Annotated in this window: 18 protein-coding genes and 1 pseudogene; 9 read left to right on the top strand and 10 right to left on the bottom strand. The window is 46.9% G+C overall.

The annotated features are described in order from the left end of the window. Positions 1–49 precede the first annotated feature (49 nt). Positions 50–1,363: a SpoIID/LytB domain-containing protein gene (locus NQ542_RS03965; protein WP_005649941.1), complete on the top strand. Its 1,314-nt coding sequence runs from the start codon at positions 50–52 to the stop codon at positions 1,361–1,363. Positions 1,364–1,472: 109 nt separating this feature from the next. Here the strand turns inward: NQ542_RS03965 and NQ542_RS03960 are convergent. After that, positions 1,473–3,127, bottom strand: a pseudogene (locus NQ542_RS03960) (IS1182 family transposase). A gap of 342 nt (positions 3,128–3,469) precedes the next feature. Between NQ542_RS03960 and NQ542_RS03955 the strand changes: the two are divergent. From NQ542_RS03955 to NQ542_RS03945, 3 genes are all read left to right on the top strand, one after another. Further along, the gene (locus NQ542_RS03955; protein ID WP_005639348.1) at positions 3,470–4,951 is read left to right on the top strand and encodes a sodium:solute symporter; all 1,482 of its coding nucleotides are present in this window, start codon (positions 3,470–3,472) and stop codon (positions 4,949–4,951) included. 65 nt (positions 4,952–5,016) lie between these two features. Next, the gene (gene yihA / locus NQ542_RS03950; RefSeq protein ID WP_005639345.1) at positions 5,017–5,613 is read left to right on the top strand and encodes a ribosome biogenesis GTP-binding protein YihA/YsxC; all 597 of its coding nucleotides are present in this window, start codon (positions 5,017–5,019) and stop codon (positions 5,611–5,613) included. 256 nt (positions 5,614–5,869) lie between these two features. Then, positions 5,870–6,052: a hypothetical protein gene (locus NQ542_RS03945; RefSeq protein WP_005639343.1), complete on the top strand. Its 183-nt coding sequence runs from the start codon at positions 5,870–5,872 to the stop codon at positions 6,050–6,052. A gap of 118 nt (positions 6,053–6,170) precedes the next feature. On the opposite strand, the gene NQ542_RS03940 is transcribed toward NQ542_RS03945, so the two are convergent. Both NQ542_RS03940 and NQ542_RS03935 read right to left on the bottom strand, forming a co-directional pair. Then, entirely contained in the window at positions 6,171–8,474 is a 2,304-nt protein-coding gene (locus NQ542_RS03940; protein WP_005639339.1) for a TonB-dependent receptor, read from the bottom strand. A 246-nt stretch (positions 8,475–8,720) separates the two neighbouring features. Further along, a complete protein-coding gene (locus NQ542_RS03935; protein ID WP_005649948.1) occupies positions 8,721–9,074 on the bottom strand; it encodes a hypothetical protein in 354 nt (117 codons plus the stop codon). A 173-nt stretch (positions 9,075–9,247) separates the two neighbouring features. Between NQ542_RS03935 and NQ542_RS03930 the strand changes: the two genes are divergently transcribed. Then, positions 9,248–11,533, top strand: coding sequence for an NADP-dependent malic enzyme (locus tag NQ542_RS03930; RefSeq protein WP_005639332.1), 2,286 nt, complete (start codon positions 9,248–9,250; stop codon positions 11,531–11,533). Between the two features lie 141 nt (positions 11,534–11,674). Then, complete coding sequence (locus tag NQ542_RS03925; protein WP_005639330.1) at positions 11,675–13,069, top strand: MATE family efflux transporter; 1,395 nt, start codon at positions 11,675–11,677, stop codon at positions 13,067–13,069. Here the strand turns inward: NQ542_RS03925 and NQ542_RS03920 are convergent. After that, entirely contained in the window at positions 13,024–13,425 is a 402-nt protein-coding gene (locus NQ542_RS03920) for an FKBP-type peptidyl-prolyl cis-trans isomerase (protein WP_005639328.1), read from the bottom strand. The two genes, NQ542_RS03925 and NQ542_RS03920, sit on opposite strands and share 46 nt — an antisense overlap. A gap of 132 nt (positions 13,426–13,557) precedes the next feature. Here NQ542_RS03920 and NQ542_RS03915 point away from each other — a divergent pair, with 132 nt between their 5' ends. Genes NQ542_RS03915 through NQ542_RS03905 form a run of 3 tightly spaced genes read left to right on the top strand, consistent with a single transcriptional unit; the run spans position 13,558 to position 19,234 of the window. Next, positions 13,558–14,961, top strand: coding sequence for an efflux transporter outer membrane subunit (locus NQ542_RS03915; RefSeq protein WP_005639327.1), 1,404 nt, complete (start codon positions 13,558–13,560; stop codon positions 14,959–14,961). A gap of 28 nt (positions 14,962–14,989) precedes the next feature. Next, positions 14,990–16,105: an efflux RND transporter periplasmic adaptor subunit gene (locus NQ542_RS03910; RefSeq protein ID WP_005639326.1), complete on the top strand. Its 1,116-nt coding sequence runs from the start codon at positions 14,990–14,992 to the stop codon at positions 16,103–16,105. A 6-nt stretch (positions 16,106–16,111) separates the two neighbouring features. Continuing rightward, entirely contained in the window at positions 16,112–19,234 is a 3,123-nt protein-coding gene (locus NQ542_RS03905) for an efflux RND transporter permease subunit (protein WP_005639325.1), read from the top strand. A 121-nt stretch (positions 19,235–19,355) separates the two neighbouring features. On the opposite strand, the gene fmt is transcribed toward NQ542_RS03905, so the two are convergent. From fmt to NQ542_RS03875, 6 genes are all read right to left on the bottom strand, one after another. Next, positions 19,356–20,330 (bottom strand): methionyl-tRNA formyltransferase, encoded by a 975-nt coding sequence (gene fmt, locus NQ542_RS03900; protein WP_005639324.1) that lies wholly within the window; start codon positions 20,328–20,330, stop codon positions 19,356–19,358. A 3-nt stretch (positions 20,331–20,333) separates the two neighbouring features. Further along, the gene (locus NQ542_RS03895) at positions 20,334–22,142 is read right to left on the bottom strand and encodes a chloride channel protein (protein WP_005639322.1); all 1,809 of its coding nucleotides are present in this window, start codon (positions 22,140–22,142) and stop codon (positions 20,334–20,336) included. A gap of 33 nt (positions 22,143–22,175) precedes the next feature. After that, a complete protein-coding gene (locus tag NQ542_RS03890; protein ID WP_005639321.1) occupies positions 22,176–23,576 on the bottom strand; it encodes a sugar transferase in 1,401 nt (466 codons plus the stop codon). A 2-nt stretch (positions 23,577–23,578) separates the two neighbouring features. Then, positions 23,579–24,139: an L-threonylcarbamoyladenylate synthase gene (locus NQ542_RS03885; RefSeq protein WP_005639316.1), complete on the bottom strand. Its 561-nt coding sequence runs from the start codon at positions 24,137–24,139 to the stop codon at positions 23,579–23,581. Positions 24,140–24,577: 438 nt separating this feature from the next. After that, entirely contained in the window at positions 24,578–25,402 is an 825-nt protein-coding gene (locus NQ542_RS03880; RefSeq protein WP_005639314.1) for a hypothetical protein, read from the bottom strand. Then, a complete protein-coding gene (locus tag NQ542_RS03875) occupies positions 25,389–26,534 on the bottom strand; it encodes a PDDEXK-like family protein (protein ID WP_005639313.1) in 1,146 nt (381 codons plus the stop codon). The genes NQ542_RS03880 and NQ542_RS03875 overlap by 14 nt, the downstream gene beginning before the upstream one ends. Positions 26,535–26,537: the final 3 nt, after the last annotated feature.

Here is a 26,537-nt window from a genome sequence, read left to right as displayed (position 1 = left end):
TATGCGTCGATGATAAATCATAAATCTGAAATCATAAATCATAAAAGCATTGGAAGCACCAGTAGTCAACGTCGGCATTATGACGGAAAAGGCCGTTTCGTTTGTATTTCATGGAGAGTATGTACATACGGAAACCGGAAAGTTCCTGACTGGGGAACAACGTGCGTTATTTGTAAACGGCAATATCGTTTACAACGGGAGGTTGTTTAAAGAAATATTCTTTGAACCGGCTTCCCCTTCCTCGTCTTTCGAATTGAAGGCAGTCACCATAGGCCGTAACTTCCATTGGCAACGGCAAGAAGACCAATGTTTCAAAGGGGCTTTCAACCTGGTGACTGGCGAAAATGGAATTGTAGTCATCAACCAAGTGGATGTGGAAGAATATCTGACCAGCGTCATTTCTTCGGAAATGAGCGCGCAGGCTTCGAAGGAACTGTTAAAGGCACATGCCGTCATTTCACGCAGCTGGCTGCTCGCACAGATCGAAAAGAACTTCCGCCTGGGAAGGAAAGAGGAGAAGCAGCAAAACTGTTACCGGGATAACGAGCAACTGATACGCTGGTACGACCGCGAAGACCATAACATTTTCGATGTCTGTGCCGACGACCATTGTCAGCGCTACCAAGGAATTACCCGTGCTTCCAACCCGATCGTCCAAGAGGTGATCCACGAGACAAGGGGAGAAATACTGGTGAATGGCGAAACGATCTGCGATGCCCGCTTTTCCAAATGTTGCGGAGGTGTGACGGAACAGTTCGAACATTGCTGGGAACCGATCCCCCATTCTTACCTGACAGCATTGAGGGACAGTCGGGAAACAACTTTTCCGGACCTCACTCAGGAAGAAGAGGCCCGGAAATGGATTCACTCTGCTCCTAACGCTTTTTGCAATACAGCCGACAAAAAGATCCTCTGCCAAGTGTTGAACAACTACGATCAGGAGACGACAGATTTTTATCGCTGGAAAGTATTCTACAAACAGGAAGAATTAGCCGAACTGATCCATCGTAAAAGCGGTATTGATTTCGGTCAGATTCTGGATTTGGTTCCCGTCAACCGAGGAACTTCCGGCCGTATTGAAATGCTGAAGATTGTCGGGACACATCGGACCTTTACCATCGGCAAAGAATTGGAGATACGCCGGACCTTGTCCAAAACACATCTGTACAGCTCGGCTTTTGTCGTGGACAAAGAAGATATACAATTCGATATCCCCGGACGTTTCGTCCTGACCGGCGCCGGTTGGGGACATGGCGTAGGGCTATGCCAGATCGGGGCCGCCATGATGGCAGGCGAAGGATATGATTACCGGCAGATTCTCTCCCATTACTTTTCTGGAGCTTCTATTGAAAAACGATATTGAGGGATTTCAGATTTATGATTTATCATCGACACATAAATCAAAGAAGGTGTGTCGTAATACCCGATGCGCCTTCTTTTTTTTCGTTGACTATAAAAATCGGCTCATTTTTTTAAGCTGCGATATTTTGAGGATTTCTTCGATTTATGTGTTCGCAGCATCTAAATATAGCTACTGTAAGCTCATAAAACAGTCCAGTCAGCCAATCCATACCTTCTTTAGCCATTTTTGCACATATCTTTTTTATATTGAAGGCAATGGCAAAGAAGGAAAAGTCCATGAAGACCTTGTCCTTTCCAAAATGGCGGAAACGTTTGTAATTCATATTGTTTTTCATTTGTCCGAACACGGCTTCCGGTTCTATGCATCTCTGTCCTCTGTGTTTCAGCCCTTCCTCGGAGCAGAGCTGCTCTTTGGCTTTTTGCCTGTATTTTCTGAGCCTGTGATTCAGTTCTATCGTCCTGTTTCCTTTTGCTTTAAAACAACGGCATCTTAGCGGACAGCCTTCACATCTGACGGCTCTGTACCTGGCATTTTCGCTGACATATCCGGATGCGGTTTTCACATGTCTAGTACCTATCCTCCGCATCCTTTGTCCCATAGGGCAGATGCAAAAGTCATGTTCTTCATTGTAGTAGAAGTTTTCTGCCTTGAACGGATCCGGTTTGAATCTCGGCCGCTGCTCCATGTGGAAATAGTTATATTTGACGTAAGCTTCCATGCCGTTCTCTGACATGAAGCGGTAGTTCTCCTCGGAACCATAGCCGGAATCGGCAACCACCGTATGAGCCATCCGGTCATACCTGTTTGAAAAAGATTGCAGGAAAGGGATCATGGTCAGTGTATCCGTAGGGTTCGGGAAGAGTGCAAAATCGGTGATGAACTGGTTCTCGGTGCCGATCTGAAGGTTGTAACCGGGCTTCGTCTGCCCGTTACGCATGGCATCCTCCTTCATTCTCATGAAAGTTGCGTCCTTGTCCGTCTTGGAATAGGAATTCCTTTCTTGCAGCGTGTCCAGATGACTGTCGTATTCCTGGAGTTTGTCCCTATGTTCTTCCAGCTCCTTCAGCTGTTTGCGTCTCTTTTTCAGCTCAGTCTTTTCCTCCTTGGTGGAAGGCTCGGGAACCTGTTCCAGCACATGACGTAATTCTCCCGCCATTTCGGTCAGCATGGCCGGAGTGAACTCAACCTCCTCATTACTTTCCGAAGACTTTTCTTGGGCGATGACATCGTCTATCTGCCCTAGCAGGACATGTATCTTCTTCATCAGGCGCTCTCGGTTCCGCTCAACCGTTTTTCGCCAAACGAAAGTATACTTGTTGGCTTTGGATTCAATCTTTGTCCCGTCAATGTATTCCACGTTCAGGCTGATGAAGCCTTTGGAAGAGAGAAGGAGTACGGTTTGGGTAAACACCTCGTTGATTTCCTTCTTCACCCGATTGCGGAAACGGTTGATGGTAATGAAATCCGGTTTCTCATATCCGGCAAGCCAGATATAATGAATGTCACGATGAAGGAGCTTTTCGATTTTCCGGCAGGAGTAGACGTTGTTCATGTAGGCATCAGAATGACCTTGAGCATCATCTTGGGATGGTAAGGGCTGCGGCCGCATTCCTTATATAACTTCCTGAAACTTTCAAGATTCAGGCTCTCAACCAGGGCGTCAACCATGCGCACCGGATCGTTATCTGCAATATCCTCATCTATTCTTTGAGGAAAAAGCACTGTTTGGTTGGGATTGTAAGGACGAAAATGTATCTTTGCCATAGTATAAATTCTTATGCCTAAAGATACAAAATCTTCAGGTTATAACAAAGCCCCAGCTTGTGAAAGTCGGGGCTTTGGGCATAAAAAAGAAGGTGAGAATTTTGACACACCTTCTTCTTTATTGTGTTTACCTATTTGTCTCCGGTTTTGTAAACCGGTCGCCTTGACTCTCCCGAGCTCCAGCTGATACAAAGGAACAAGAAATTAATAACATACGCAAAACAAAATATACAAAAAGCCCAAATTTTCCTACGAAAACAAAAATTTCACCGATGAATCGAGAAATATTACAGATCGTTTTCATTTTTTATCCGCATCTTTGCCTAAAATTAAGAACAAATCATGAATAGCTATATCATCCTCTTTATTATAGTCGCTTATTTCGGAATCCTTCTACTGATTGCCTGGATCACAGGGCGGAAGAGCTCAAGCAATGAAGCGTTTTTCCTTGGTAACCGTAAATCACCTTGGTACATCGTATCAATCGGAATGGTCGGGACATCGCTTTCAGGTGTCACATTCGTTTCTGTTCCGGGGATGGTACGCAGCATAGACATGACCTATATGCAGACGGTTTTAGGGTTCTTTTTTGGATATATACTGATTGCCAAAGTGTTACTACCACTTTATTATAAGCTGCAACTAACTTCCATCTATTCGTATTTGGATGACCGGATCGGGCAGCATAGTTATAAAACAGGGGCTTCCTTTTTCCTTCTGTCCAAGATCGTAGGGGCGGCGGCGAGGCTCTATTTAGTTGTGTTGATCCTGCAACATTATGTTTTCGCGTACTGGAACATATCTTTCGCCGTAACAGTCGTTATCAGTATTTTCCTAGTCTGGCTCTACACCTATCGGGGTGGTATCAAAACAATCATCTGGACAGACACACTTCAGGCGTTATGCCTAGTCGCCATGCTAATCGTAATTATCTGGCAGGTGAAAGACAAGATGCAACTGGATTTTGCAGGCATGGTGCAGACCTTGCAAGCCAGCCAGCACTTCCGTATCTTCGAGTTCGGAGACTGGTACAGCACACAACATTTCATGAAACAGTTTTTTAGCGGCATCTTTATCACCATCGTAATGACCGGCCTCGATCAAGACATGATGCAGAAAAACCTTTCCTGCAAGAGTTTGAAAGACGCACAAAAGAATATGTACACTTATGGCTTTGCTTTCACACCGGTTAATTTCTTGTTCCTTTCGCTTGGCGTCCTATTGCTGACGCTTGCATCGCAGCAACAGATCGAACTGCCCGCATTGAACGACGATATCCTCCCAATGTTCTGCACCTCCGGCATATTGGGACATTCGATCCTGATCTTCTTCACAATCGGTATCATCGCGGCAGCGTTCAGCAGTGCAGATTCTGCCTTGACAGCCCTTACGACCTCTTTCTGCATTGACATTTTAGGGGTCGAAAAGGAAAAGGCACAATCTGCCAAACGTACCCGATTGGTAGTCCATTTAATGATCTCCATCCTTTTTGCTATCATCATACTTGCATTTAAGGCAATCAATAACCGGAGCGTGATCGATGCCATTTATATGATCGCGTCCTATACATACGGTCCGCTACTCGGCCTTTTTGTATTCGGGTTATTTACAAAAAAACATCCTCGTGACAAATTTGTTCCTTACATTTGTATCGTCTCTCCTTTGCTCTGTTTCCTGACAGATTATTTAGTGAAACAGCATACGGGATATGCTTTCGGCTATGAGATGTTGATGCTAAACGGGGCTATCACGTTTGGGGGATTGTGGCTTAGTTCAATTGGCAATGGACAATTGACAATTAGAAAAAAGAGTATTAACACATGACAAGCGACGATGGCAAGAGACATTCAATTGTCAATTGTCAATTGTCTATTTAAAACACCGTTTCAATGGAAATCAAAAGTGCAGAATTTGTTATCAGTAACACAAACGTAAAAAAATGTCCCACAGGTGACCTGCCGGAATACGCTTTTATCGGGCGTAGCAATGTTGGCAAATCCTCCCTTATTAATATGCTAACTGGAAAAAAAGGGCTTGCCATGACCTCGCAGAAACCGGGAAAAACGCTGCTTATCAACCATTTCCTCATCAACGGACAATGGTATTTGGTCGATCTCCCTGGCTATGGTTTTGCCCAGCGGGGAAAAGAGGGACGCGAAAATATCCAACGGATCATCGAAGATTATATCTTGGAACGCGAACAACTCACGAATCTGTTTGTCCTGATCGACTGTCGCCACGAACCGCAAAAGATCGACTTGGAGTTTATGGAATGGCTCGGGGAAAACGAAATCCCCTTTTCTCTCATCTTCACAAAGATCGACAAAATCAGTAAAGGTCGTTTGCAGGAAAACCTGAAAGTCTACCAGACGAAATTATTAGAATCATGGGAAGAACTTCCCCCCATCCTCCTCTCCTCTTCCGAGAAGAAAGAAGGAAGGGATAAAATCCTTAATTACATCGACGAGATCAATAAAAGTCTATAGAATTTAGAACGCTCAATCGCAACTTGGGGTGATAAGAGGTACGGGTGGTATGGAAATCGCCAACAACTTTACCGAAGCCGGCATAGCTATACCAGCTTCGAGGGGGCAACACCCCGCTGAGTACAGTTGACCAGCCACCGTACTACTATCTCCACGCTTTAACGGTCCCATCAAGTCAATTTGCTATGAAATAATTTCTTTCCTGCTGAAAAAGAGCTACATTTTTGAACATTACAAAACCTAAATAAATAAAAATATGAATAATACATTGAATTTACAAGGAGAACGTCTCGGGCTGTTCAACCCAATTACCGGTCTTGACAACAAAAGTTTTGCCAAGGTAAAAAAGAATGTCAAAAGGCTTATCCACGATCTCCAACGAGGAAAGATGGAATCGGACAGCAAGAAAAGAAGCACGAGCAATCTATGCCTGGCATAAGAAAAATATAGGAATAAATACAGCGGACAAATTCGTCAACGGGATTCTGACAAATGATCGAAATAAAAAAGTCCGGTAAAGACACCAAACCCTTACCGGACTTTTCTTTTTTCACCGTTTAATAGCTGATTTTACACCCCACAAAATAACTGCGCGGCATTCCGGGACCGTAGATATATTTGGAGTCACGGTCCTTGCCTTGATCGAAATCACTCTGATAGGCCTCTAATATGTTTTGTACTCCGGCATTCACCTGCAAAGTCACCGATTTATACAAAGGAAAGTCGTAAGCGACCTTCATATTCAAATCAAAGAAATCAGGCGTTTTCTCTTCCCGGTCTTCCGGAATATAGCCGGCCAGATGTTGAACCAGCATGGTTCCCGTATAAGTACCAGTGAAAGAAATAGCCAGACGTTTGACCGGAGTAAAGGTGGAGGTAAAATAACCGTACACATCCGGCGTACGGAACATTTTTTTCTGTGCCGGCAGGTCCGGGTTTGTCTCACTCCAAGTAACGGCTTCTTTATAACGGCTGCGCTGGATGGTGGCACCCGCCTGAAGTTGCAGCCAGGCATACGCCATCTTTCCTTCCAAATTGACTCCCATCACGCGGGCTCCATCCTTATTGCGACGTTCCATAATCAGGTTTCCCTGATCGTCATGCCCTTTTTCTTGCAAGAAGAACACATCGCTCAGATCCGTATAAAAACCTTCCACCAACAGGTTCAACTGAACCGGACCGAAACGATGATAGAAATCTGCCGAGGCACTGATACTCTTGGACTTCTCCTCTTTCAAGTCCTCAGCAAGCTGGATAATCGCCACTTCACCACCGACGGCCGCCACATGCAAATCTTCGTCAAACGCCTGCGGAGCACGGAAACCGCTCGAATAAGATAAACGAAGATTGATGTCCTCGGTCGGATTGAAACGGACATTCGCACGCGGACTAAAGATCAGATGATCGATCAGATTATGTTTGTCGAAACGACCGCCGATCAGAAAGCTCCATTTCTCATTCTTCCACTCGTTCTGCAAAAACAGGCTACCGATATGAACCGTCTGGTCCACGATACGATTATATCCTAACATTTCGTCCTTTAGCTCGTCAAAATTATATTCCAGGCCGCCGGTAAATTCTGCTGGCATAAACAAACATTTATCAACCGAATAGGAATACTGCGAACCGGCAACAACCGTCATGTCCGTCGTATGCCCGTATGCATCCGGATTACGATTAGTCCCGTAATAACTCTTCCGGTTCGTATGCTGCGCAGAAGTATAGACGTTCAGGCGATGTTTATAATCTTTGGAGAACAGATCGAACTTCAGACCACCGCCATTGATACTGTGATCTGTCTGTTCTGCCACCCACGCTTCATGAGGCGGTCGGTTAATCTGGTCGCCACCACGACGATATTCGCTTATATTATGATATTCGAAACCCAGTTTAGAATAGGTGCTTGTCTTCAGATAAGAACGGAAACCGACTGTTCGGGCTTCCAACTGGCCAAGTTCGGAGAAGCCGTCTCCGTCATGATCGTAAGCTGAACGATGACGGCTCTGTCCGAAAAGATAGATGCCGGCTTTATGGTCGTCTGTCACCAAAGAAGCATTCAAGGTCGTGTTATTGTCCGGGCGACTTCCTCCGATCATCGTCAGCGAATGGGCAATCTGGGCTGAGTTGCGCAAAGGCTCTTTTGTAATGATATTGATCGTACCTGCAATCGCCGAAGAACCAAAAAGAGCGGAACCGCCACCACGCATGATCTCGACACGCTCGATCATATTGGCCGGAATCTGTTCGAGGCCGTACACACCCGTCAGTGCACTGAATATGGGACGACTATCCACCAATATCTGCGTGTAAGGACCTTCCAGTCCATTGATACGCACCTGTTGGAAACCGCAGTTCTGGCAATTGTTTTCCACCCGCACGCCCGGCTGGAAGTTCAGCCCGTCGGCAAGCGAAGTGGCATGCGTCGTCTCGAACATTTTCGAATCCAGCACGTTCACAAGCGACGGAGCCATACGCCGAGTCGTCTCGTTCCGGTTGGCCGAAACCACGACTCCATCCAAAGACAAGGCTTCTTCTTCCACCTCAAAGTTAATTTCCAGCGTCCTACCTTTTTTCAACATCACGGGCGTCTCGATCGTTTTATAGCCCATCGTCTTCATCACGACCGTAAACTCTCCTTCCGGCAGGTTCTTCAGATAATAATGCCCCGTGCCGTCAGTCGAAGTCCCGATAGTCGTCCCTTTCAAAAAGATCGTAATAAAGGACAAATGTTCGCCGGTTTTCCGGTCCACCACATGACCGACAATGTTCGCGTCCGATGGATTCAAGGCAGGACCCTCCTCCGCCCGCGCGATCGTAAAGGCACAGCACAGACACAGTATAAGTATAATAATTTTATTCATTTCGTTTGTTTTGATAAAATAATGATTAAAAAACAAATACACACCTTATGCATCTGCCGCTGGAAAGCCTTGCAGACAACAGCTGTTTCCATTGCACGAAAATTTTGTTTCATGCAATGGAAAATAAAGTTTCCTACCAGGGAAAATAAAGTTTCACCTATATGAAACAAACTGAAACTTTATTTTTACTATCTTTCAGAAGGTGAAAGCTTTTTGATACTCCACTAACGGACAGACGCTATTTTATCAGACAAAAGGAGGAGCGCGGAGAGACAGTTTCCCTAAGACAGGGACCAAATAATCCGGATAGACCGGATTATCAATTATTTTATAATTCGGTGTAACATAAATTTGTAGAAGCAGCGAATGGATGGCTCCATCCTGCACATGAACAGTCGTCAGCAAATGGAACAACTGGATTTCCGAAAGAGACGAGTGATGATGGTAGGTGCCGTCTGCCGCTCTCTCGAATGGATGCGAATGGACAATCGTCGTGCCATTCTCGACATGGACGTGCATAAATAAAGAAATACTACTGTAGTACACTATAAAAAGTGCCGGCAGCAGCCATTTCATATATTTAGCCATTGTCTGTTTCACATTCCCCCCTATTAAATTAAAGGTGCGAAGATAAAACAAATAGCCGAGACCAGCAAACACACAAAATTCGAGCAACTAAATGTAAGCGACCGACACCATATTCATAATAATTTGTTACTTTTGTGTGCAATTTTCGAAAGACAAACAACAAATTAAAAACTATAAAATAATCTATGGCTAAGATCACTAAAGAAGAAGCACTTCGCTATCATGCGGAAGGCAAGCCGGGAAAGATAGAAGTCGTTCCCACCAAGCCCTATAGTACCCAGATGGATTTGTCGCTGGCTTATTCGCCCGGCGTTGCCGAACCCTGTCTGGAAATCGAAAAGAATCCGTTGGATGCTTACAAATATACTTCTAAAGGAAACTTGGTTGCCGTTATTTCGAATGGTACCGCCGTATTAGGATTAGGAGATATCGGTCCGTTGGCCGGCAAGCCGGTGATGGAAGGAAAAGGACTGTTGTTCAAGATCTTTGCAGGTATCGACGTATTCGATATCGAAGTGAACGAGAAAGACCCTGACAAATTTATCGAAACGGTAAAGGCCATCGCACCCACTTTCGGAGGCATCAACCTTGAAGATATCAAAGCTCCCGAATGTTTCAAGATCGAAACACGCCTGAAAGAAGAACTGGATATTCCAGTCATGCACGACGACCAGCACGGGACAGCTATCATCTCCGGCGCAGGCTTGATCAACGCGCTGGAGATCGCAGGGAAGAAGATCGAGGACGTGAAGATCGTGGTGAATGGCGCCGGAGCCGCTTCCATCTCTTGCACGAAACTATATATAATGTTGGGGGCAAGGAAGGAAAACATCATCATGTGCGACAGCAAAGGGGTTATCTCCACACATCGCACGGACTTGAACGAATCCAAGAAATTCTTCGCTACCGACCGCGACATCAAGACATTGACGGAAGCCGTCGTCGGAGCTGACGTGTTCTTAGGATTATCGGTCGCCAATGTGTTGACTCAAGATATGGTCCGCTCCATGAATACGAACCCGATCGTGTTCGCTTTGGCCAACCCAAATCCGGAAATCTCGTATGCCGATGCAATGGCCTCACGCGACGATATTATTTTTGCCACAGGCCGTTCCGACTATCCGAACCAGATCAATAATGTATTAGGATTCCCTTATATTTTCCGCGGCGCATTGGACACACACGCCAAAGCAATCAACGAAGAGATGAAATTAGCAGCCGTTTACGCAATCGCCGGACTTGCCAAAGAACCGGTTCCCGACGTCGTGAATGCTGCCTACAAACTGAAACGGACGACTTTCGGACGCGATTACATCCTGCCGAAAGCGCTCGACCCGCGACTCCTGACTCGTGTCTCCTGTGCCGTTGCCAAAGCAGCTATTGACTCGGGCGTATCCCGCCGGACGATCACCGACTGGGAAGGATATGCCAACCACTTGCGCGAAATGATGGGATATGACAACAAGCTGCTCCGTTCGTTCACCGATATGGCTAAAGCCAACCCGAAACGGGTGGTATTTGCAGAAGCCAACCACGGCAATATGCTGAAAGCCGCTGCCGAAGCGAAAGCCGAAGGTATCTGCATCCCTATCCTTTTAGGCAACGAAGAACGCCTGCAAAAGATCGCAGCCGAAGAAAATATCAGCCTCGAAGGGATCGAAATCGTCAACCTTCGTCACGACCGCGAGACAGAACGCCGCCATCGTTATGCCAAGATCCTGTCTGAGAAGAAAGCCCGCGAAGGTGTCACGTATGCGGAAGCCTGCGAAAAGATGGTCGACCGCAACGCATTCGGTATGATGATGGTTGCGACAGGCGATGCCGATGCTTTCGTGACAGGCGTTTACAGCCGCTATTCCGAAGTGACCAAAATGGCAGAGCAGATCATCGGTATCCGTCCGTCTTACACACATTTCGGTGCTTTGAATATCCTGACTTGCAAGAAAGGTACGTTCTTTATTGCCGACACGCTGATCAACCGCCATCCGTCGACAGAAGTACTGATCGATATCGCCCGCCTGACTCAAGATGCTGTGAAATTCTTCGCGCACGAACCGGTTATGGCGATGTTGTCCTACTCCAACTTCGGTTCCGACAAGCAGGGTAGCCCGCTGAAGGTCCACGACGCGATCGACTATCTGCACAAAAACTATCCGGACATGATGGTAGATGGAGAAATGCAGGTCAACTTCGCTCTGGACAAGAAACTGCGTGACGACATGTATCCGTTCAACAAGTTGAAAGGCAAAGATGTCAACACGCTGATCTTCCCAAACCTGAGTTCTGCCAACAGTGCTTACAAGTTGCTCGACACACTCGGCATCAGCGAAACGATCGGCCCGATCCAGATGGGTTTGAACAAACCGATCCACTTCACCGACGTGGAAAGTTCTACGCGTGACATCCTGAACCTGACGACTGTCGCTGTCGTAGATGCGATCGTACAGGAACAGATCGAAAAAGGAGAATAACTCGATTAAGCTTAATAAAAAAATAGCGATGAGGCATTGAAGTTTCATCGCTATTTTTTTGCTATCTGTATACGCTTATCGGAACAACTTCCCATCCTTTTCTCTATCTTTGTCTCCCAAAATTGTTTAGGTATCACATTTATGGCAACTACTACTAAAGAAATGACGGAGGGTGCTCCCCTGCCGCTTATTCTCAATTTCACCTTCCCCCTGTTGCTTGGAAATATATTGCAACAAACCTACTCGCTTGTGGATGCCGCTATCGTTGGAAAATTCTTAGGGATCAATGATCTGGCAGCAATCGGGGCAAGCACTTCGGTCGTATTCCTGATTTTAGGATTTTGCAACGGGTGTTGTTGCGGGTTCGGGATTCCGGTGGCACAGAAATTCGGGGCGAGAGACTACAAGACAATGCGACGGTACGTGACGGTCAGTTTACAACTGGCAGCCCTGATGTCGATCGTCATTGCGGTTCTGACAAGCGTATACTGTGCAGATATCCTGAGAAGTATGCAGACTCCGGAAAATATTTTTCACGGAGCTTACTATTATCTGCTCGTAACGTTTATCGGAGTACCTTGTACGTTCTTCTACAACTTGCTGTCCAGCATCATACGTGCACTCGGCGATAGTAAAACACCATTTTGGTTCCTGCTGTTCTCTACCGTATTGAACATCGTGCTCGACCTGTTCTGTATCCTCGTGTTGGGATGGGGCGTGTTAGGAGCTGGTATCGCCACCGTCGTGTCACAAGGTGTGTCGGCACTTCTCTGTTATTTTTATATGTACAAGCATTTTCCAGTCCTGAAAGGGACGGCTGACGACCGCAAATTCCGCTTTCCACTGGCTAAAAATCTTTTATACATCGGAGTACCTATGGGACTTCAATTCTCCATTACGGCAATCGGCAGCATCCTGCTCCAAAGTGCCAATAACGCTTTGGGAACAGCTTGTGTAGCCGCATTCACAGCAGCAATGAGAATCAAGATGTTCTTTATCTGTGCCTTTGAAAGCTTAGGTATAGCGATGGCTACCTATACGGGGCAAAACTACGGAGCCAGAAAACCCGAACGCATCTGGCAGGGGATCAAAGCCAGCTCGCTGCTGATGATGATCTATGCCGTCTTCACTTTTACAATACTGATGTCGGCCTCCGACAAGATATCATTGCTGTTCGTAGACGCTTCGGAAACGGAAATACTTAAAAACACGGTACTCTTCCTACACGTTTCTTGCTATTTCTTTCCGATCTTAGGGCTGCTCTGTATCCTGCGCTACACCATACAAGGCGCAGGATACACCAATCTGGCGATGCTTTCCGGAGTTTCCGAAATGATCGCACGCACGCTGGTCAGTATCTATGCCGTACCGATATTCGGATTCTTAGCTGTTTGCTTTGGCGATCCGACCGCCTGGATAGCAGCAGACCTCTTCCTCGTCCCGGCATTCATATATGTCTATCGGAAACTGAAAAAGAGCCTTAAGGAAAATTATGCAATCCCCAACAGTTCGACTTCGAACAGCAGTGTGGAATAACCGGGGATCGGACCGGATGTACGTGTCCCGTAACCTAATGTATACGGGATATAAATCATCCAACGGTCTCCCACATGCATCCGCCGGAGCGCTTCCTGCCATCCTTCGATCACCTGATTGAGGCGGAATGCCTCCGGACATCCCCGTTTCCAGGAATTATCAAACTCGCGTCCGTTGGCCAGCGTTCCACGGTAATGGACAGAGACGACATCCGTCAGTTCCGGTGAAACCACACCGGTCCCTTTCTCTATCTCCTTATACAACACACCACAAGGGAGCTTGACGACTCCCTCACCGGTAGCCACTTCTTCTAAAAACCGTAGATTCTTTTCTTTATATTCTTCTTTCTTTCCCATTGTTATTCTCATTTCATTTCGTGGCAAAGATACAAAGCATCCCACGTATAAAATAAACAGAAAGAAATAAAAAGAGGCAAACAATTATACGGCAAGTCTGTTCTTTAATTGCTAAATCTAAACAAAAAAATTATGCACATACGTACATGGTGTTATGCTGTGCTCTGCCTGTTCCTGCCGATAACGCTGCCGGCGCAGAAAGAACACAAATACCTGGATCACGCATTACCGGAAGCGTGGCAGGAAAACGACAGTGATTTTCAACAGACATTACCGGTAGACGACCAGTGGTGGAAAAACTTCAATGATCCCACCCTGGACTCGCTGATTGAAGTAGCCGTAAAGCAGAACTACTCCGTACTGATGGCGGTAGACCGTATCGCTATGGCAAAAGCCAATCTGCGTATACAACAAGGTAGCTATTCGCCAACCCTGGGACTCGCTGCCGGCTGGACCCGGCAACAAAGTAGCGGGCATACAAGCAACCTGCCGCAGACAATAACCCAATACAGCGATGCCGCCCTGTCTATGAACTGGGAAATCGATGTATTCGGAAGCATCCGCAACCGCGTAAAGGCCCAAAAGGAGAACTTTGCAGCCTCCAAAGAGGACTACAACGCCGTGATGGTCTCCCTTTGCGCCCAAGTGGCATCCGCCTACATCAACTTGCGGGAACTGCAACAGGAAGTGGAAGTGGTCAAAAAGAACTGCCTGTCGCAACAGGCGGTCGTCAAGATCACTGAAAAAAGGTACGAAACAGGGCTTGTCTCAAAATTAGATGTCGCACAGGCCTTATCCGTCTACTACGACACAAAAGCCTCTCTCCCCATGCTGGAAGCTGGAATCATCCAGTACACAAACGCTTTGGGCGTACTGATGGGACTTTATCCCTGGGACGTCCGGGAAATCATGGAAACACGGAAGCCATTGCCGGAATACATCGAGACAATCGGCATCGGCATTCCCGCAAACCTGCTACTACGCCGGCCGGACATCCGGGAGGCTGAACGCCTGGTAAACGCACGGGCGGCATCGCTCGGCGCCTCCAAATCAGACTGGTGGCCGAAGGTTTTCGTCAAAGGATCGGTGGGCTTCGCATCTCATGATTTGGACAAACTGGTAAACCATAACAGTTTGACCTACGAGATCGCCCCGGCCATCTCCTGGAACTTCTTCCAGGGAACGAAGTTGGCACAGGCGACACGGCTGGCTAAAGCCCAGCTCGACGAGTCGATCCGGCAATTCAACCAGGATGTACTGACTGCCGTCCAGGAAGTGGACAATGCCATGAATTTCTATAAGAACTCGATCAAGCAGATCGTCGCGCTCCGGGAAGTCGTCAACCAAGGGAAACAAACGTTGGAACTTTCGCTCGACCTCTATAAACAAGGACTTACACCTTTCCAGAATGTACTGGACGCACAACGTTCTCTCCTCTCCTACGAGAACGAACTGACACAAGCCAGAGGATCGTCCCTCTTGAGCCTGATCCAGCTTTACCAGGCTTTAGGCAGCGGTTGGGAGATTGAGAATTAAAAATTATTCGAATTAAAAAATAAGAGAGATGAAGACTGCTATTAAAATAGGGATGATGGGATTGTCCATCGTCCTGCTTGCCGGATGTAAAGAGAAAAGTCACCAGACGGAGATGCCGGCTCCTTCCATAAGCGTCGCGATGCCGGTCGTGCGAGATATCACGCTGACAAAAGACTATCCGGGCTATTTGAGTTCCGACCGCATGGTCAACCTGGTAGCACGCGTGAACGGATATCTGCAATCCTCGCAACTCGTGCCGGGCGCCAAAGTGAAGAAAGGCGACCTGATATTCGTGATCGAACCGGAAGTGTACCAAAATAATGTCACCCAGGCGGAAGCCGCGCTAAACACGGCAAAGGCCCAGGTCGAATATGCCCGCAGCAACTACGAACGCATGAAAGAAGCAGCCAAAAGCGGGGCTGTCAGCCAAATACAGGTCTTGCAGGCCGAATCGACCGCAGCGGAAATGGAGGCATCCGTGCATAATGCCGAAGCTGCTTTGAAAACAGCCCGGACCAACTTGGGCTATTGCTACATCCGGGCTCCCTACGACGGGCGTGTCACCCGTGCAAGCTATGATGTGGGCAACTATATCAACGGCGCTGTCCAACCCGTCACATTGGCTACATTATACAAAGACGACATCATGTACGCCAACTTCAATATCGAAGACAACCAGTTCATGCGGATGAAAATGATTGCCGACCAGAACGATCCGAACGTCAAGATGCCTACCCATGTTTCCATACGCCTCGGACAGGACGGACGGCAAAGTTATACCGGGACACTCGACTACCTCTCTCCCAACGTCGACCTGTCGACCGGTACGCTGAACGTCCGCGCCAATCTCGAAAATAAAGACGGCGAATTGAAAAGCGGGCTGTATGTTACAATCACCTTGCCCTACAGCGAACAGAAAGACGCTGTCCTCGTGCGCGACGCCTCTATCGGGACCGACCAGTTGGGAAAATTCCTCTATATAGTGAACGACTCGAACATCGTGCGCTACCGCCACATCGAACCCGGGCAGTTGGTGGACGATACGCTCCGGCAGGTCATCAGCGGTATCCGCCCCGACGAACGGTATGTGACAACCGCCCTGCTGAAAGTCAGAGACGGTATGAGTATTAAGCCTATAAAATAAAAAGCTATGGTAAAATTCTTCATAAACAGACCGATATTCGCTACCGTCCTCGCCCTGATCCTGGTGGTAGCCGGATTGGTCACGCTACACATACTTCCCATCGCGCAATATCCGGAAATCACGCCGCCGACCGTACAGGTATCGGCTTTCTACCCAGGTGCGGATGCGGAAACAGTAGCGCAGACCGTAGGATTGCCCATCGAACAACAGGTAAACGGTGTAGACGGCATGCTTTATATGAGTTCCAATTCATCCAGTTCCGGAGCCTATTCACTGACCATCACGTTCGCTGTCGGTACGGATATCGACATGGCGACCGTCATGGTGCAGAACCGTGTCAGCATTGCACAAAGCAGTCTGCCGGAAGCCGTGATCGTACAAGGCATCACCACCAAGAAGCAATCGTCCAACATCGTTATGATGCTGACGCTAAGCTCCCGTGACTCCACTTACAGCGGGCTGTACCTGAGCAACTACGCCAGCCTCAACATGACGGACGAACTGACGCGTCTGCCGGGTGTCGGCTCCGTCAGTGTCATGGGAGCCGGAAGCTACAGCATGCGTATATGGCTCGATCCGAACGCCATGCGCATCCGCAACCTCACGCCGGATATGATCTTCCAGGCGATCTCGACACAGAACACACAGGTTTCGGCCGGTTACGTCGGGCAACCGATAGCCAAAGCCGACAATCCGTTCCAATACACACTGACGGTAAAAGGCCGTTTGACGACTCCGGAAGAATTCGGGAACATCATCCTCCGTACGGAAGAGGGCGGCAAGATACTCCGCTTGAAAGATGTCGCCCGTATCGAATTAGGCAGTTCTTCCTACAATGTCACCTCCAAACTGAAAGGACAGCCGAGTGCCGCCATAGCCATTTACCAACTCCCCGGTTCCAATTCGCTGGAAGTGGCCAAAGGGGTACGGGCCAAAATGGAACAGTTGGCAGGCAACCTCCCGGAAGGCGTCGTCTATGATGTGACACTGGACACGACACAGGTAATCAATGCCTCCATCGACGAAGTGCTCGTCACTTTCCTGGAGACGACAGCCCTCGTCATACTGGTTATCTTCCTGTTCCTCCAGAATTTCCGTGCCGTTATCATCCCCTGCATCACCATCCCCGTCTCCCTGATCGGAACACTGGCGGTCATGTCGGCCTTAGGATTCTCGATCAATACGTTGACCTTGTTCGGGTTGATCCTGGCCATCGCGATCGTGGTGGATGATGCGATCGTGGTGGTGGAAAACTCGTCGCGGCTGATGGATACGGGGAAATATACCGCCCGTGAAGCCGTGACCGAAGCTATGGGTGAAATTGTCGGCCCGATCGTAGGCGTCGTGCTGGTATTGCTGGCGGTCTTTATCCCGACGACCTTCATCAGCGGTATCTCCGGCCAATTATACAAACAATTTGCCCTGACAATCGCTGCCGCCACCGTCTTAAGCGGGTTCAACTCGCTGACGCTTACGCCGGCCCTGTGCGCCCTGTTCCTGCAAGCGAACAAAGAACCGAAATTCTTTGTATTCAAAGCCTTCAACAAGGTGTTCGGCAAAACCCAGAAAATATATGACGACATCGTCGGCCGCATGCTGAAGAACCCGTTTGTCACGATGGTGATATTCGGGATCATAACGGCCATTGCCATCGTCATGTTTATGCGTTGGCCGACCACTTTCATCCCGGAAGAGGATGACGGTTATTTCCTGATATCCACCCAGCTCCCGCCGGCAGCCAGCCTGAACCGTACGGAAGCAGTCGGAAAGCAGATCGACAAGATCCTCGACAGCTATCCTGAAATCAAGACCTATATCGGAGTAAACGGTTTCTCTATCATGGGTGGCGGCGAACTCTCGAACGCAGGGACCTATTTCGTGATCCTGAAAAACTGGAACGAACGAAAAGGCAAAGAACATACCGCCTCGGCTGTCGTAAACCGTTTCAACCGCGAAGCCTACGGCATCCAGGAAGCACAGATATTCGCAATGGTCCCCCCTGCAATCCCCGGATTGGGAGCTTCGGGAGGCCTGCAACTCCAATTGGAAGACCGTAATAATCTGGTCCCGACGGAGATGCAGCATGCTATCGAAACACTGCAAGCCACGTACCGGAGCAAGCCGCAATTGCTCAGCCTTTCGAGCATGTACCAAGCCAACGTCCCCCAGTATAACCTGGCTATCGACCGCGACAAGGTGCAATTGCTCGGCCTGCAGCTCAACCAGGTTTTTGCGACTCTAAGCTACTATATGGGAGCCGCCTATGTAAACGACTTCGTCGAATTCGGGCGTATCTACCAGGTAAAGATCGAGGCCAACGACCAAGCTCAAAAAGTTATAGACGATGTGTTGCACCTGAGTCTCGAAAACAATTCCGGCAAAATGGTTCCTTTCTCCGCTTTTACAGAGGTGAAGGAGCAGTTGGGACTGGATCAGATCAACCTGTATAATATGTATAAGTCGGCATCCATCACCTGCATAGCCAATCCGAAATATAGCTCCGGTGAAGCGATCCAGGCTATGGAAGAGCTCGTACAAGAGCAGTTAGGCAATAATTTCGGATATGAATGGACATCCGTCGCTTACCAGGAAACGAAAGCAGGCTCCACCACCATGCTCGTCTTTGCAATGGCTCTTTTGGTCGCCTTCCTGGTTCTTTCGGCCCAGTATGAAAGTTGGACAAGCCCGATCGCCGCCATCATGGGACTTCCGATCGCCCTGTTAGGGGCCATTTTGGGTTGTTTCGTCATGGGCGTGCCGGTCAGCATCTATACACAAATCGGTATCATCCTGCTGATCGCCCTCTCTGCGAAGAACGGCATCCTGATTGTCGAATTTGCCCGTGACTACCATAAGGCCGGCAATCCGATACGCGAATCCGCACTCGAAGCCGGCCATATCCGTCTGCGTCCGATCCTGATGACTTCATTCGCATTCGTCTTAGGGGTGATGCCTCTGCTGTTTGCAACAGGAGCCGGAGCGAGAAGCCGTCTATCCTTAGGAGCGGCAGTCGTATTCGGCATGGCGGTAAACACCATTTTTGCAACGATGTTTATCCCCGGCTTCTACGAGTTGATGCAGTTATTCCAGGAAAAGGTATTGGACAAATTCAGCCGGAAACAGAAATAAGCCGGGATACAGGTAACACCGAACATAGGGAGATGTGTCGAAAGCCCCTTTGTTCCCACATTGAGGGCATAGCCGTCAAGCGCGGGAACAAAGGGGCTTTCGACACATCTCCCTTCTTTTATCAATCGACTTTATATTCTCCTATCTGCTTGAACCCGTTCAGAAAGTCCGTAACAGGCAAACGTTTCTTACCTGCCAACTGAACCGACAGCAGGCGCAGATAGCCGTCTTCCACCGCGATATCGATATAGCTTTTACGGTCGGTCCGGATGGTTCCGACGGGAAGTTCATGTGCGGCAGGGCGCTTCTCTGCCTGATAGATTTTCAGCGCGGTGCGCACGCCCTCCGGAGAAACGATTTCAGTCCAGGCAGCCGGATAAGGAGACAGGCCGCGGATGAAGTCATAAACCCTTTTCACCGGCTGAAGCCAGTCGATACGGCAAGTTTCTTTGAAAATCTTCGGAGCAGGACGGAGTTCGGAAGGATCTTTATAAAATTCTTCCTGAGGAACGGCATCTGTTTTTCCTTCCAACAACAAATCGACGGTTTCCAGTACTAGCCCGGCTCCCATCGTCATCAAGCCGTCATGGACGATCCCCACATCATCCGTATCGGCTATAGGCAAATGCTTCTGGCGGATGATCTTACCTGTGTCGATCTCGTGAGTCAGGAAAAAGGTGGTCGCACCGGTTTCCGTATCTCCGTTGATCACCGCCCAGTTGATAGGAGCTGCCCCCCTGTATTGGGGAAGCAAAGAGGCATGGAGGTTAAACGTTCCCAGACGCGGCATATCCCAGACAACCTCCGGCAGCATACGGAAAGCGACGACGATCTGCAAGTCCGCTTTCAAAGCCCGCAGCTCGGAAAGAAAAGCCTCATCTTTCAACTTTTCGGGCTGGAGTACCGGTAATCCCTTCGACAGGGCATATTGCTTCACCGGGCTTGCCTGTAAGACACTGCCATGACGGCCGACCGGTTTGTCCGGCATCGTAATCACCCCTACTATATTGTATCCGCCTTCAACCAAGGCACGCAGGCTCTCCACCGCAAAATCGGGAGTGCCCATATAAACGATTCGTAAATCTTCTTTCTTCATTTTTTAATCTCCTGAAAAGTTTTCAACCAGCACTTCGCGGTATGAATTAAATATTTTCGATTTGGACATAAAGCCGATATACCGTCCTTCCTCGTCTACAACCGGCAGGTTCCAGGCCTTCGTATCGTCAAAGATACGCATGATCTGTTCCATCGGCGTCCCTACCTGGATCTTGGCAGGTGCCGAAACCATGAACTTGGAGACGTGAAACCGATTATATAACTCAGGGCGGAACATAATGTTCCGGATATTGTCCAACAGAACAAGCCCCAACAGGATACCCCGTTCGTCGATAACGGGGAACATATTTCGCCCGCTCTTGGCAATCACCTTCACCATATCTCCCAAGGACATTTCGGGAGAGACAGTCAGGAAGTCGCGCTCGATCACACTGTCGGTATTCAGCAACGTCAACACGGCACGGTCTTTATGATGGGTAAGCAACTCCCCTTTCTGGGCCAGACGCATCGAATAGATACTGTGTGGAAGAAACATCTTGATCGTGATATAGGAGCTCACAGATACGATCATCAGTGGAAGGAAAAGAGCATACCCGCCGGTCAGCTCGGCAATTAGGAAGACACCGGTCAGCGGCGCATGCATGACACCGGACATGATACCCGCCATTCCCAACAAGGCGAAGTTCTTCTCCGACAGATACATCGTAAAGGGAAAATAGTTGGACGCATGCGCAAACACGAATCCGGCAATGCATCCTAAATACAAACTGGGAGCAAATATACCACCACAACCGCCTCCAGCATTCGTCGCGCTCGAAGCAAAAACCTTAAACAACAAGATCAGCGTAAGGAATATCTGCAATCCCCAATAGGTATCGTTCAGACTATAGAACATACTCTTATCCATTATATGGGAGAACTGCCCGTTCAACAAAGACGAAATCGTATCATAACCTTCACCATAGAGCGGAGGAAATATGAAGATCAGCACACTCAGCATGATCCCCCCAACGACGAATTTCTTCCAGTAATTATTCAAGTTCCGGTACATCCCCTCGACCCGGTTCATGACTTTGGTAAAATAGAGAGACACCAAACCACAGAAAACACCTAGTAACAGCACATAAGGAATACGCTCGATCACAAACGCTTCGGTCTGGGAAAACGGAAACATTGCTTCCGTACCCGTAAAAATATAGGAAACAGTCGCAGCCGTCACCGAAGTGATAAGCAAAGGAAGTACCGACGTCATCGTCAGGTCCAACAACAGCACTTCCACCACAAACACCACCCCAGCAATCGGAGCTTTGAATATACCGGCAATCGCCCCGGCAGCCCCACAGCCGACCAGCAACATCAAAGTCTTTTGCTCCATGCGGAACAGACGGCCCAAGTTGGATCCGATCGCAGCCCCTGTCAACACAATAGGTGCCTCTGCCCCGACCGATCCGCCGAAACCGATGGTGACGGAACTGGCGACAATGGAAGTCCAAGCATTATGAGGCTTGATGCGGCTCTTCCGCTGGGAAATGGCATAGAGTATCTTCGTCACCCCGTGGCTGATATCATCCCGTACGATATATTTTACAAACAAACCGGCAAGCAGGATACCGATCACCGGATAAAGCAGATACAGGTAATTCGCCCCATCCTGATTAAAATTGCCGGTCAGAAGATGTTGTATAAAATGAATGATCGACTTCAGGACAATAGCTGCTGCTGCCGTACAAATACCGACCAGAAAACTGACGATCAATATGAAATGCTTCTCTTTTATATGCTTGTCCCGCCATAACAGGAACCGATAGAAAAGTTGAAAATTGAAAATTGAAAATTGAAAATTATCCTTCATAATCAACACCTCTATTTTTTAATTCTTAATTCCTCAAACGCCTTTACCAGTAATTACTGTTTTAACTGTATAGATCAGAATTGTCAGATCCAGTGTCAGCGACATATTTTCGTAATATAATATATCATATTCCATACGCTCCACCATTTTGTCCACACTTGCCGCATAGCCGTACTTCACCATCCCCAACGAGGTAATGCCCGGACGGACATTGTGCAACAGATAGTAGTAGGGAGCCGTTTTCACGATCTCGTCGATAAAATATTTCCGTTCGGGGCGCGGTCCGACCAGCGACATATCCCCTTTCAGCACGTTCCAGAACTGCGGCAATTCGTCCAACCGGTATTTCCGCATGATACGTCCGAACGGCGTTACACGCAGGTCGTCTTCCGACGAAAGCGACGGGCCGTTCTCTTCGGCATTGACATACATGGTGCGGAACTTGTACATCCAAAACGGCTGTCCGAGATAACCGATCCGCTCCTGGCGGAAAAACACGGGCCCCGGAGAATCCTTCTTCACCCGCCATGCGATATAGGCGAATAAGGGAGAGAGCAACAGCAGTGCAACGACAGAACAGACTTTATCCAGAAAAAGCTTTATGTTCTGTTCGGCCGGTGAAAAGTTGTTATCCGTCACATCGACCAACGGGATTCCCCGTATCGTCCGAAGCTGTATTTTCGAAAGCATATTGAACCGGTCCGCCAACACCTTTATCGGACGTTTATACCGGTAGAGCGAATAGAGGATTCCTAAAAGCGCCTTATTATTCTTCGACTCGACAGCTAAAACGATTTCATCCACATTCTCTTTTTCCATCAAGACCGGAATATCTTCCACCGTCCCCAGCACCTGATTCCGGTCGGCCTTGACCGGCGTCCTCTCGTCTTCCGAGACAAAGCCGCAAATATCATAGCCCAGGCGATACAAATCGTGGGCGATGCGGACAGCCTTCCCTCCCGCACCGATAATCAGCACCTTCATCGCCCACTCCCGGTTCTTTATCTTCCTCATCCCGCTTTGCGTAATCAGCAGACGCGGGATATAGGTTATGAAAAACTGCAATCCGAACATTCCGAAGAACAGTTTATAATAGATATCGATCGAACGGGGAATATCGTCGAGCAGCAATGCAAAAAAGACGAAAACCGTCCCGATCAGCACGGTAATGAATGTCGAGAAAAGTTCGGTGAGGCAGGACTTCCCGAACGGCTTGTTATAATATCCCGAAAAATAATAAAGCACCAGCCAGAAAAGAGGAATGACTACCTGGCCGCCAAGCACACCCGGATATTGCAAATAATCAAGCAGACTATCTGCTCCCTCATCGATGGCGAACACCTCATAGCGAAGGATATTGAATAGCAACCACGCTACCGAAGCCGATATAAAATCCGATAATATGTATTTTCCAGCCTGCTTGCTCTTCTTCATTTTTATCTGATTACCTGGATAACGCCACCGTCTCCTAATTTGATGATATTGGAAGGCTTGGCCTTGCTCATATCATCCTGGCGATATTTCACAATATAATCGACCCCGTTCTTAATACTGTCCGACACCTCGCTGAAATTACCCGGAGAAGGCTCGCCGCTCACGTTCGCAGAGGTGGAAACCAATGGCCTGCGGAAACGTTCGCACAGTTTACGGGAAAACTCTTCGTTCGTCACCCGGATGCCGACACTTCCGTCTTCACCTAAGAGATTGCTCGCCAGATTCTTTGCATGAGGATAGATAATCGTAAGCGGTTTATCGGCCACTTCGATCAGGTCCCAAGCTATATCGGGCATATCCGACACGTACATGCTCAGTTTTGCCGAACTGTCGGTCAATACCAGCATAGCCTTATTGTCCGTTCTCTTCTTCAACTCGTACACTTTTTGTACGGCTTTCTCGTTGGTCGCATCGCAACCAATTCCCCAGATCGTATCTGTAGGATAGAGTATTATGCCTCCCGCCTGCATAATTTCGCAGGCTTTTTGAATATCTTCCGTCATTGTTTTTTAAATAATGTCACAAATGTACAAATCATTCGCGGACTTGGAAAGCGGTTTGGACTTTTTTCAAACAGTTTCCAAGAATCGCCACTCCCGGAATCTGCCATTTTGCTTCCTCCAAACAGGCAAAACGCTTCTTTTTATTATGTTAAAAATATTACCCGCTATATTAATTCATAGAACATGGGGTACTAATCCGATTTACACGGGGTGGTAGTGACATTTTGATATATCAAAAAAGAGTGGCGATGTGCCACCCTTCATTCACCAAAAACATCTACTGAGCCGTTTTTTTGTTACAAAAATTCCCGGCACTAAAGTATCATCTGTCGGAAATACTGGTTCACCGACTGTTTTTCGGACTGTATCACATTCAGCATAGCGAAAGATACAGATTTGCACGACAGTCAGCCGTTCCCCTCGTCCGGTAACGTTTTTTTATATTTGCTCAGGGAAACGCTTTATATAATATTTAATATATTGATCCCCAAAATCTTTTTCTGATTCTGGATACTCAATTCGGATTGTATAATAACTACCGAAATCTTTTTTTACAGTTTTCTGATAATAAATAATCCCGTCCGAATTCTTTCCGGATAAAAAATAACCCGTCTTTGAACGATGTTTGTAAGTCGTGTTCCACCCATGTTCTTCATTATATTTTATTCCATTCTGATAATGAATATCCAATGATTCACTTTCATTGAAAAATGCTTCGATCTTTATTCCATTCTCTGAAAGGAATACCAAATTATTATCATTCTGGGCCATACACTGTTCAGGATAGTAAATATAATAATCTCCTTTTTCAATATATTCGCAAACCATTACAACCTCTTTATCTTTGGCATCTTTCTTTTCTGAAGCAGATGGTTTCGCATTTGCCTTTACTTGTTCAGTAACTTGTTCTGTTTCATTATTCTTATTATCCTCCATTAAAAAAAGAAGGATGGAAAAATAAATTGCCCCAGGTAAAAGGAACGCTAATATTCCTTTTCTAAGAGTATAAATTAAAGAAAATGAGAATATACTCACATTGCTGTTCCCCCATATAAAACGGCAAGAAAGAACTTCCTCGATATTACAATATGTATAAATCATAACTATGATGGAAAAAATACCCCCACAACCAAATACTACAAAATAATCCCAAAAAGAAAAACAATTCATTCTTAGCCCTAAGCCTCCTATAGCAAAATAACAACTTATAGCTACGACGTAAGGCAACACATTCGCAATCAACCAACAATTAAACGTTTTCATTTCTTTCTTCTAATTTTGATTTCAACATTTCATCACATTCGACAAATTCAAGTATCTTCTTTACAGAAGGAATAATATACTTCTTGGCAAATGAACCATCAGCCATCTCCACCCATATATGATTATTTGTCAACCAGTCATATTCACAAATATATCCATAGCCATAAGGATCAAACGCATCTATTCCTTCTTCAAATAAATGTTCCAGATATATTTCCGGCTTAGCCTTCCCATCCAGAGACTCTTTTGTTTTAATTGCATAATAAACTTTACCTTTATCCAATCCAAAATAAATAGAAGTTCCTTCTTTCCATGATTCCTTATAAAAATAAAACTCACGCTCCTTTAGGTCTGTCCGTAATCCACCTTTCACGCCACATTCCAAGGCCACAGATTGAATCATTTTTGTCATAATGGCATCTTTCACGGCTTCTATATAGGTCGGTATTTGCAAAACAGACTCTATATTTTCAGCTTTCGAAAGCAAATTAATAATTTCAGATTGAACTATCGTGCTCATATCTTGTCCTGTTAATTGTTTTAAATAATTTATATATTGATTTATTGTTTCACGGACCAACGGTCGGTGAACTGCAATCCCGACACATTGTCCCAGCCACTCTATAATAGTTTTTTTATAAGAAATACATCTATAATCAACTCCTCTCCCACTATCATCAGAGGCATATCTGCCGTCCGGTGTTAAATATAGAATCATATAATTTCCTACGCCATATTTCCCTATTGCATATTCATTATAACGTTTTAACTGTTCCGGCTGATCCTTGGCATAAAACTTATTTTCGATAATAACTGCCCAATTTGAACTTTCTATAAGAATGTCAATTCTTCCATATTCAGAAACTGCGACTTCTGTCCTTACCAAAGCATTCCGGGAGTCAAAACCTTCTATCTGATTTATATCCAAAAACAGCTTTAAGAATGAGTTATGTAATCCGTGTGTTCCTTCAGGATTCAAGAGTTCTGCCAGAATAGTAGAATGAGTATTTTCATAATGGCTCACTCCTAAAATATGAAATATATTAAAACGAGTACCCATTATTTCCAAAATCTCATTATTCTTTTTTGACAATAAAGATATTTGAGATAAGAGGGTTTGTATTTTGTCCATAAT

Origin of the sequence: Parabacteroides merdae ATCC 43184, assembly GCF_025151215.1 — a bacterium.
GTDB lineage: Bacteria > Bacteroidota > Bacteroidia > Bacteroidales > Tannerellaceae > Parabacteroides > Parabacteroides merdae.
The sequence above is the reverse complement of the archived record's forward strand: the minus strand, read 5'-3'. Positions and strand labels throughout refer to the sequence as shown.